General features: G+C 48.9%; 8 protein-coding genes. 1 reads left to right on the top strand and 7 read right to left on the bottom strand.

Annotated features, from left to right (window positions below):
• Positions 1–137 precede the first annotated feature (137 nt).
• On the bottom strand, positions 138–998 hold the full coding sequence (locus tag FD01_RS16840) for a TPM domain-containing protein (protein ID WP_056963649.1): 861 nt from the start codon (positions 996–998) through the stop codon (positions 138–140).
• 13 nt (positions 999–1,011) lie between these two features.
• Positions 1,012–1,599: a LemA family protein gene (locus FD01_RS08185; RefSeq protein ID WP_056963647.1), complete on the bottom strand. Its 588-nt coding sequence runs from the start codon at positions 1,597–1,599 to the stop codon at positions 1,012–1,014.
• A 229-nt stretch (positions 1,600–1,828) separates the two neighbouring features.
• Here FD01_RS08185 and FD01_RS08180 point away from each other — a divergent pair, with 229 nt between their 5' ends.
• Positions 1,829–2,995, top strand: coding sequence for a DUF4767 domain-containing protein (locus FD01_RS08180; protein WP_191991445.1), 1,167 nt, complete (start codon positions 1,829–1,831; stop codon positions 2,993–2,995).
• A gap of 330 nt (positions 2,996–3,325) precedes the next feature.
• Here the strand turns inward: FD01_RS08180 and trpS are convergent, their stop codons facing one another.
• The 5 genes from trpS to FD01_RS08155 form a co-directional block, all read right to left on the bottom strand.
• Positions 3,326–4,342 carry a tryptophan--tRNA ligase gene (trpS, locus tag FD01_RS08175; RefSeq protein WP_056963644.1) on the bottom strand — a complete coding sequence of 339 codons (1,017 nt, stop codon included), beginning with the start codon at positions 4,340–4,342 and terminating at the stop codon, positions 3,326–3,328.
• A 266-nt stretch (positions 4,343–4,608) separates the two neighbouring features.
• On the bottom strand, positions 4,609–5,499 hold the full coding sequence (locus tag FD01_RS08170; protein WP_056963642.1) for a glutathione S-transferase C-terminal domain-containing protein: 891 nt from the start codon (positions 5,497–5,499) through the stop codon (positions 4,609–4,611).
• A gap of 10 nt (positions 5,500–5,509) precedes the next feature.
• Positions 5,510–6,781, bottom strand: a complete 1,272-nt coding sequence (locus FD01_RS08165; protein WP_054715674.1) for an O-acetylhomoserine aminocarboxypropyltransferase/cysteine synthase family protein — start codon at positions 6,779–6,781, stop codon at positions 5,510–5,512.
• A 1-nt stretch (position 6,782) separates the two neighbouring features.
• The gene (locus FD01_RS08160) at positions 6,783–7,928 is read right to left on the bottom strand and encodes an amidohydrolase (protein ID WP_056963640.1); all 1,146 of its coding nucleotides are present in this window, start codon (positions 7,926–7,928) and stop codon (positions 6,783–6,785) included.
• Between the two features lie 12 nt (positions 7,929–7,940).
• Positions 7,941–8,777: a transporter substrate-binding domain-containing protein gene (locus FD01_RS08155; protein WP_056963638.1), complete on the bottom strand. Its 837-nt coding sequence runs from the start codon at positions 8,775–8,777 to the stop codon at positions 7,941–7,943.
• Positions 8,778–8,796: the final 19 nt, after the last annotated feature.

Here is an 8,796-nt window from a genome sequence, read left to right as displayed (position 1 = left end):
TCGCCTCACGGTGTCGTGCCACGGAGTGGCTAACTTGTTCTTGCAATTTGCGTTTTCATTTTGACTCTGAATTTAGGCAAACAAAAACACCCAGACCAGTCGCCTGAGTGTTCGAAATTTGATTTTAGTTGTCGTGATCAAACGCCAGCGCCACCGCCGCCGCCATCACCGCCGCCCCAACCGGAGCCGCCACCAAATCCGCCTCCGCCGCCGAAACCACCACCGGAACCGCCATCAAACGGTCCGCGTGGTCCGCGGCGACCACTGCCGAGCAAACTGCCGAGAATGCCCCACAAGATCCAGTCGTTGTTGCCGCGACGCCGGCGACCACCGCCACCACCATTACCGCCGCCGATGGACAGCAGAATAATAATGGCGATCACCACGCCAAATGCCACTTTGATGATGCCACTGAACAAGCTGTTACTGCGAGATTCCGATTGTTGCTCAGTTTCCGCATCAGCGTCAGTGGTCGACGATTTGAATTTGTACTTTTTGTCGATGACTTTGGCGACATCTTTGAACACGCCACGAATCGCGGTATTCACCCGCGCATCAGATTTCGATTTGATGTCTGATAAATGCGCTTGTAGGATCTGTTCGGCTTGCGCGTCAGTTAAATCGGCTTCCATGCCGTAACCGGTGGAAATGAACATGTTGTTTTTGCCACTATTTTTGGCAAACACGATCACGACCCCGTTGTTACGCTTGGCATTGCCGACACCCCAATTGTGCAAAATGTCGGCAGCATACGATGCGATATCCCCGCCGCTGGACTTCACTACGGCGACGCCGATTTGCGGTTGTTGGGTGGTGTTGCTCCAAGTCTTGTTCGTCGAATTGATCAAGGATTTACTTTGATCATCTAATAGATTCAAGCCATCATAGTAATTCACACCAGCAGGCTTTTCTGGAATTGTGGCGGCATGCACCGGCTGTGCTGCAAACAGCCACATAAATAGTGGCAATAATAGGAGCCACCAGCGATGCTTTTTCATTTCATCACATCTTTCAGTTGTTCAAATCGACCTTTGGCACTTCGCTAGCCGATGGATCCGCTTTGAAGGTCGCCTTTTGGCCTAAGCCCATCATGTTGGCAAAAATGTTCTTCGGGAAGGTCACAACACTTTGATTGTAAGCCTTCACGTCTTCAATGTAGCGTTGCCGTTCAGTACTGATGCGGTTTTCGCTACCTTCCAGTTGAGTCATCAAGGTTTGGACATTGGCTTGAGAAGACAGTTTCGGATAAGATTCTTTGATCACAGAAATCAAATTAGCCGTTTGGGCTTGTAATTGACTATCTGCTGTCGCCTTGGCTTTGGTCGTGGTCGCATTGTTATAGTTGCTGCGCGCTTTGGCGATGTTGTCAAAAATCTCGGTTTCGTGATTCATGGACCCTTTAACGGCACTGACCAAGTTTGGAATCAAGTCGGCGCGCCGTTGCATGACGTTTTCCACTTGGCTCCATTGGGCAGTGACTTCCTGGTTTTGCTTGGCTAAGCTGTTGTAGGTGCTGACGCCGTAAATACCGAAGATCACCGCAGCGGCTGCGATGATCAGCCCAGTGATCGCCACGGGACTCAATCGTTTGCTTTGCATTGTGTTAACCCCTCTCTAGATATCTTTAGTGTACCATGACGCCTGCACGTCGCGTCAGGCTTAAGGCCGATATCTTTGCCATATAATCTCGACATTGTCAGGCTTGAAAGCGAATTCATTTTGATGGAAAATACAGTGAATGGGTAGGGGGAGTTTTATCATGAGCAGATTACGTAGCGACGCCAAACAAGAATCAGCGAGCATTGGGTGGTTTTTCTTAGGCTTGTTCTTGCCAATTGTTGGCCTCATATTATTTCTCGTCTGGATTCACGAACAGCCTGCTAAGGCAAAAAGATCTGGTATTGGTGCGCTATCCGGCTGCTTCATTGGTATCATGGCAGCGATTATTTTTGGCGTCTTCGTCCATTTTAAAGTGACGTCTCATGTCACAAGCTCTTCTGCAACGACCTCAAGCAAAATCGTTAGTTCTCAAAACCATACAACAATCGCTTGGAATAAGACCAAGGACCACCATTTATCCGAATTCATGCAAAGTTTCGCAAAAGCAAAGCATCAAAATTACACCATTGTCAGTTCAACGTCAAAGACACAATGGTACTCAAAAAATCTTTCAACTGCGATCAAGCATCACTTATCACTCACAGTTGACGATGCGCATCAATCTGCAAACTGGTTTCCTTCAGCAAAACATGCAAGTGCTAAAGCGACAAATATTATTGCGGCCTATGCTGACAGCAAAAAACACCGCTTATATTTATTTACGTTAAAGGCAAACGGAACGGGTAAGGTTCTGATCGCACAAGATGCCATCAAAAACGGACGACTTTCGGTGCGTCAAACGAAAAATGAACAACTCAAAACCGGCTATCAACAAATTCTTAAGGGAAATCCAGCCGCTTTCACCAGTAATGCTTCAAGCCAACAGTCAACCAGTTCGGCAGCAAAACCAAAACCAGTATTTCCCTCAAACTTTATCGGGACTTGGTACGGGTGGTCGTATGGAAAACAATATACAGTGATCATTACTGAAAATTCAATTGCCTTCGACGATAAACCTTTACCGGTCCATTGGCAAAATGAACACACGAAAGCCGACAAACAATTGCTGATGTCTAATAGCGACATCAGCAATGAAATTAGTGAGTCGCCTCATGCTTGTTGGCAAAGCGCAATGTTGTCAACTGCACCAGGCGCAAACGTCCCGATGATCAGCCTCAGGGGATGGTTTCAAACTGCCGGCGCTGGCGAATTCTACTGGGTTGAATCCCGAGATCTCAACGGTACGCAACAGCCTGTACTGGCCATGGCCTCTGGCGCACAAGAAATTGTCGATACCAATTTCTACCAGACACCACAACTTGCGGATCAATACAAAGACACTATCTTCAGCGATGAACCGACTACTTCTAATTATTCAGAATTCACTTTAAAATAAATAGATCCAAGTGACCAAGATATCATTAAAGACAACAAAATAAACCCGAAAATTGCACGATTGTACGAGCCATAAAGCAACGCATTTGCGTAAAAGGCGCCTGCCAAGCAAATCCTAAGTTCGGGATTTACTCGTCAGGCGCCTTCTACTCTATGCTAAGTTCGCTTTATGTCTCAGCCACTTGGATCTATTTCATTACTCACAACGATTCACTGCCATCAGATGGGCTTAGCGTTGGTCATTTCATAGACCATCACTGGTTGAATTTTGAGTATAGACGCTCACAGCTTCTTCGGTCGCTAGGCATCGATGTCACGAAACGCAACGCAATTATTTGAAGTAGTTGAAACCAATGGCATCGCGCACTTCTTGCAGAGTTTGGTTGGCGACTTCATTGGCATGGGCCGTGCCATCAATCAAGATTTGTTGCACAGAAGCCATGTCTTTAGCGTATTCCAAACGACGGTTACGGATAGGAGAAAGCACTGCATCCATGACGTCGTTTAAGTAACGCTTGATCTTCACATCCCCTAAGCCACCATGTTGGTATTCGGCTTTGAGATCAGCGACGTGTTGCTTATCAGGATCGAAAATATCCAAATACGTGAACACAACGTTGCCTTCCACTTGGCCTGGATCTGAAACATGAATGTGGTTTGGATCGGTGTACATGGACATGATCTTCTTTTGCACCGTGTCGGCGTCATCGGCTAAATAAATGCCGTTGCCTAAAGACTTGGACATTTTGGCATTGCCGTCGATGCCTGGCAAACGACCAGAACCTTTAGGTGGGAAGTAGCCTTCTGGTTCGACTAAAACGTCAGCGTTGTAAGTCCGGTTGAAGGTGCGCACGATTTCACGCGTTTGTTCCAACATCGGTTCTTGGTCATCCCCAACTGGCACGGTGTCCGCTTTAAAAGCAGTGATATCGGCCGCTTGAGACACTGGGTAAACGAAGAAGCCGGCAGGCACAGATTCGCCGAACGCTTTTTGCTTGATTTCAGTTTTCACCGTTGGGTTGCGGTTCAAGCGCGCAACGGTGACCAAGTCCAAATAGTACATGGTCAACTCAGACAAGGCTGGGATCGCAGATTGCACTAAAATCGTGGTTTTCTTTGGATCAATGCCCACAGCCAAATAATCCAAAGCCACTTCCATCAGGGAGTGGCGGATCTTTTCTGGGTTGTTGGCGTTATCCGTCAAAGCCTGAGTGTCAGCGATCATCACAAAGTTGTTGTAATCGCCTGAATTTTGCAAGGCCACGCGGTTTTGCAAACTGCCGATGTAGTGGCCGATATGCAAGCGGCCAGTGGGGCGATCCCCAGTTAAAAAGGTATGTTTTGCCATGTTATTTCCTCCTGAATATAAAAAAGCCGTCCAAATGTCGTTAAACATAGGACGGCTGAGCGCGGTACCACCTAACTTGCCTCAAAAATTATTTTTGAGACCTCTCAAATCGCTTAAGGCGCGTACACCGATTGTCCCTTGCGAGCCAAATCATGTCAGCTGGTGACTCTTTTTTCAGTCACAAGAGTTCTCTGTGCACCAGCAAATTGACACTACCATCGCAAGCTTTGACGTTACGCTTATGATAGTGAACTTTTAAGGCGATGTCAATCTTGCCAAGCCGCTTGGCGATCCGTATATGGCGTCACGCGATCAAAGTCGGTGACTGGCGCGTCGGAGACTTGATAAAAATGCGCCAAAATCGCATCAAAGTCCGTATTGTCATGAAATGCTGGAATTTGATACAGGCGTTTGGCATAAGCCCACAGCTGTGGATAGTCGACTAATCGGCGGTAATTCAGCTTATTTTGTTGCGAATACACCAGATCGAAGCGCACTAAGGTGACAAACAAACGGATATCCGCTTGGGTCAGCTGCTCGCCAAAGATATACGGATGTTCGATCAAGCGGGCATTTAACGCCGCCAAGGTATCAAAGAACGCTTTGGCTTTGGTGTCGTAGTCCGCTTGGCTAGTGGTGTCGAGAATCGCCCCAGGCGCTTGGTTGACCTGCGCGAGAAGCCGCGCATCAAACGCCGCTTCATCTGGCTGATTCAAGCTGGTATCGCCCCATGCTTGGGTCAGTTCATTTAACAACACATTGGCATCGTTGTTGACCACCGCCCCAGTTTGAATATCGACCAAAGCAGGCACGGTCGAGCGCCCGGCGAAATCCGGTATTGCCTTCTGGTAAGCTTGCGATACGCGGGCGATTTTTAACACGGGATCGATCACGGAATCGTCCGGGCCAAACACCCAATCGGTGTCTAAAGTCTCACGCCGATAAGGATAAATCGCGCCTTTGGAAATCGGCAGCTTCAATAAGTCAATGGCGATGGCCGATTGCGTCGCCCATGGGCAAAAGCGGCCCCACACCAGGCGATAACGGTCCGCTTCAACCGGCAGCTCCCCGGTGGAGAAGCGCTGATTGATGCTGGCCGGTTCCTTAGTTGCCGCCGGCTTCTTGCCTGGTTGCCAAGCACAAGCTGAATTGCTCATTTGCTGCCTCCTATTCAAACGCCTGCGCGATAGCTTGATCCAAATCTGCGATCAAATCATCCGCGTCTTCTAAACCGATCGACAAGCGCACCAAGTTAGCCGTTAACCCTTGTTCATCGCGGAAGCGCACTGGCACTTCGCGGTGGGTCACGCGCCTAGGGTTGACGATCAACGACCGCGAATCCCCAACGTTAGGTAAATAGGTAAAGACTTTGGTGCTGAGTAACAATTTGTCCACTTGAGCTTCCGTGGCCGCCAGTTCAAAACTGAAAATCGCGCCGACGCCTTTAGGGAAGTAGCGCTTGACCAGCGGATCTTCCGGATGCAAGCCGGCATAATGCACGGCGGTGACATGCGGATTGGTGGTGAGATATTGCGCCACTTTCACCGCATTGTGCACTTCTTTGTCTAGGCGCTCAGCGATCGTATCGATCCCCAACAGCGCCAAGTATGCATCAAAAGGACTCATCACTGCGCCAAACAAGCGCACATATTTCAACCGGATGCGATGGCCAAACGCTGCATTGCCGAAAGCTTCGACGAAAGTTTGGGGTTCGCCTTCAGCATCTGGTAAGATCAGTTCTTTTTCATGAAATTGCGGAAAACGCGCTTGATCCCAGTCAAAATGCCCCCCGTCAACCACAATGCCAGACACCACATTGCCGTGGCCATTGATGGCTTTGGTTGACGAATACACATCGATGTCCGCGCCATGTTCCAGCGGCCGAAACAGATAAGGCGTCGGGAACGTGTTATCCACAATCAACGGCACATGATGCTTGTGCGCCAACGCCGCCAAGCCTTCAATGTCGGCGATCGCGGTGCTAGGATTGGCCACGGATTCGGTATAAATCGCCTTGGTTTCAGGGGTGATCAACGCTTCAACGGCAGCAAAGTCATTGATATCTTGGACAAAATCAGTTTCAATACCAAATTTCGGCAACAACGAATTCATTTCATCCAAACCCGCGCCATAAATATTGCTTGGGGCGATGATGCGACCGCCGCCTTCGGCCACATTGAGCAGTGTATCGGTGATCGCCGCCATGCCACTGGCGACTGCTGTGGCAGTGACGCCGCCAGCAAGGTCACAGATGCGGTTTTCAAATGCTTCGACTGTGGGATTGCCCACCCGCGAATACACAAACCCTTCTGGATTAGCACCGTTAGGATCAGTCATGGCAAACGCCGCAGTTTGATAAATCGGCACTAATGGGGAATGCCCATGTTTAGCTGGATCGTACCCAGCATGCAAACGCCGCGTTTCAAATTGTTCCGCCATGTTACTGCAACTCCTTTAATAACCGCACTGAATTTTGATAGAAGAACCGTGCGCCAACTGCCACCACGCCATCTTCGGCGATGTAGCGCGGGTTGTGGTTGGCGACATTGCCGCCGTTGCCGAGTTTGGCGTAGACACCTGGGACTTTGGCTTGTAAGCAAGCGAAGTCGTCAGACCCTAAAGCTGGTTCTTCTTCATAGCTAGTGGTGAAGCTTTGTGATTCGTCTTGAACGATCGCTGTTAACTTCGGATCATTATCTACTGAAGGATCGCCGTCATACCAATCGATGTCTGCCTTGACCCCAAAGGCCGCCGCCGTGTTTTCCACGACCGTAAAGAAGCGCTGTTTAATCAACGCGCGGACTTGCTTGTCCGCAGTACGCACCGTTCCTTCAAACCAGGCCGTTTCCGGCAGGATATTCCATGTGGTGCCCGCGGTGATATGGGTGATACTTAACACCCCTGCTTTAAATGGCGCCACATTGCGCGCGACAATGCTTTGTAGGGCCGTGATTTCTGCGCCTAACGCAGGAATTGGATCGGTGCCGTTTTGCGGGGCGGAGGCATGCGTCCCAACGCCAGTTAACGTGACTTTGAATTTATCGATCGCCCCGCTGGAGATACCAGCATGCACTGCCAGTTCACCGACAGGATGAAAGGGCGCGTTGTGAAAGCCTAACACGGCATCAACGCCGTTTAACTGGCCGTCGTCGATGATTTGCAAAGCCCCTTCTTGATCTTCTTCAGATAATTGAAACAACAAGCGCACCTTACCTTTGAGTTCGGCTTCGTGTTGTTTCAATAGGTATGCACCGCCGAGCAATGCCGCGATATGGGTATCATGCCCGCAAGCATGCATCACGCCTTCATTGACAGACGCATAAGGCAGGTCTGTTTCTTCTTGAATCGGCAAAGCGTCGATGTCAGCGCGTAAGCCTAAGGTTTTGCGAGGATTGTCACTGCCGATTTCCGCAAAAACGCCAGTGGCCAAGTGAGTGGGTAGTATTTTAATGCCCCAGTTGGTTAAAATCTCGCGAATCTTTTGGGAGGTGCGGACTTCGTGGTTGGCCAATTCTGGATGTTGATGAAAATCATGGCGCCAAGCAATCAATTGTTGTTCAAGGGTGGGATCGATATCTGCTGTCATACTTTGCCTTCTTTAATTCTTCAATACTGCAGGGACGTAATTAGCACCGAGATACTTCTTGGAGATCTTGGTTAAGGTGCCATCTTTGGCTAACTTGACCAGTTCTTTGTTGACGGCTTTTTGGAACTTCTTGTCTTCGGCTGTTTTCCCAAAGACGACGTAAGTGTAAGGTTGATTGAACTTGGTGCCACCTTTGCCATTGGTTAACTTGACGGCTTTCACGTCGTTGATCTTGTATTGCTTTTGTTCGGCTTTGTACATGGATAAATCGGTGTAGGCAAAGTCATACTTACCTTGAGAAATATCTTGCAGATCATGATAGTCTTTGACATAAGTAATCTTGATCGGGTTCTTCTTGTGGGTCTTGTTGTAAGCTTCTAATTCAAGTGAGAAGCCAGTGCCGACTTGGGCAACGGTGGTGTGCCCAGCTGCGGAATTGAAGGATTTGATCTTGTTATTAGACTTCTTGACGATGAAAACCGGCTTATCTTGGAAAATCGGCTTAGAGAATAAGTATTTTTCTTGGCGTTCTGCAGTTTTGCCAAAATGGTTGACCCCGACATCAGCACGGCCGGAATCGATATTGCCTAACAACGCATCATATTCGGCGATCTTCCACTTGAGTTTGTATTGCGGCAGTTTCTTGACGACTGCTTTCAACACGTCGACGTCATAACCGTCGAGCTTCCCAGATTTTTCTTTCACCGCAAACGGGGCAACGTTCCCATCAGTGATGGCCGTGATTGTGGTTTTCTTGGCGGCTTGCGTCGGGGTAGCAGTGGTGGTGGCAACAGTGGCAAAGGCGCCGGCAGCGACTAACGATAAAATAGTAATTTTTTTAAATGACATGGTGAGTTCCTCCAAAGGA

This window comes from Lacticaseibacillus manihotivorans DSM 13343 = JCM 12514, from assembly GCF_001435035.1.
Taxonomy (GTDB): domain Bacteria; phylum Bacillota; class Bacilli; order Lactobacillales; family Lactobacillaceae; genus Lacticaseibacillus; species Lacticaseibacillus manihotivorans.
Note: the sequence above shows the minus strand (reverse complement) of the source record. Positions and strands in the feature narration are given on the sequence as shown.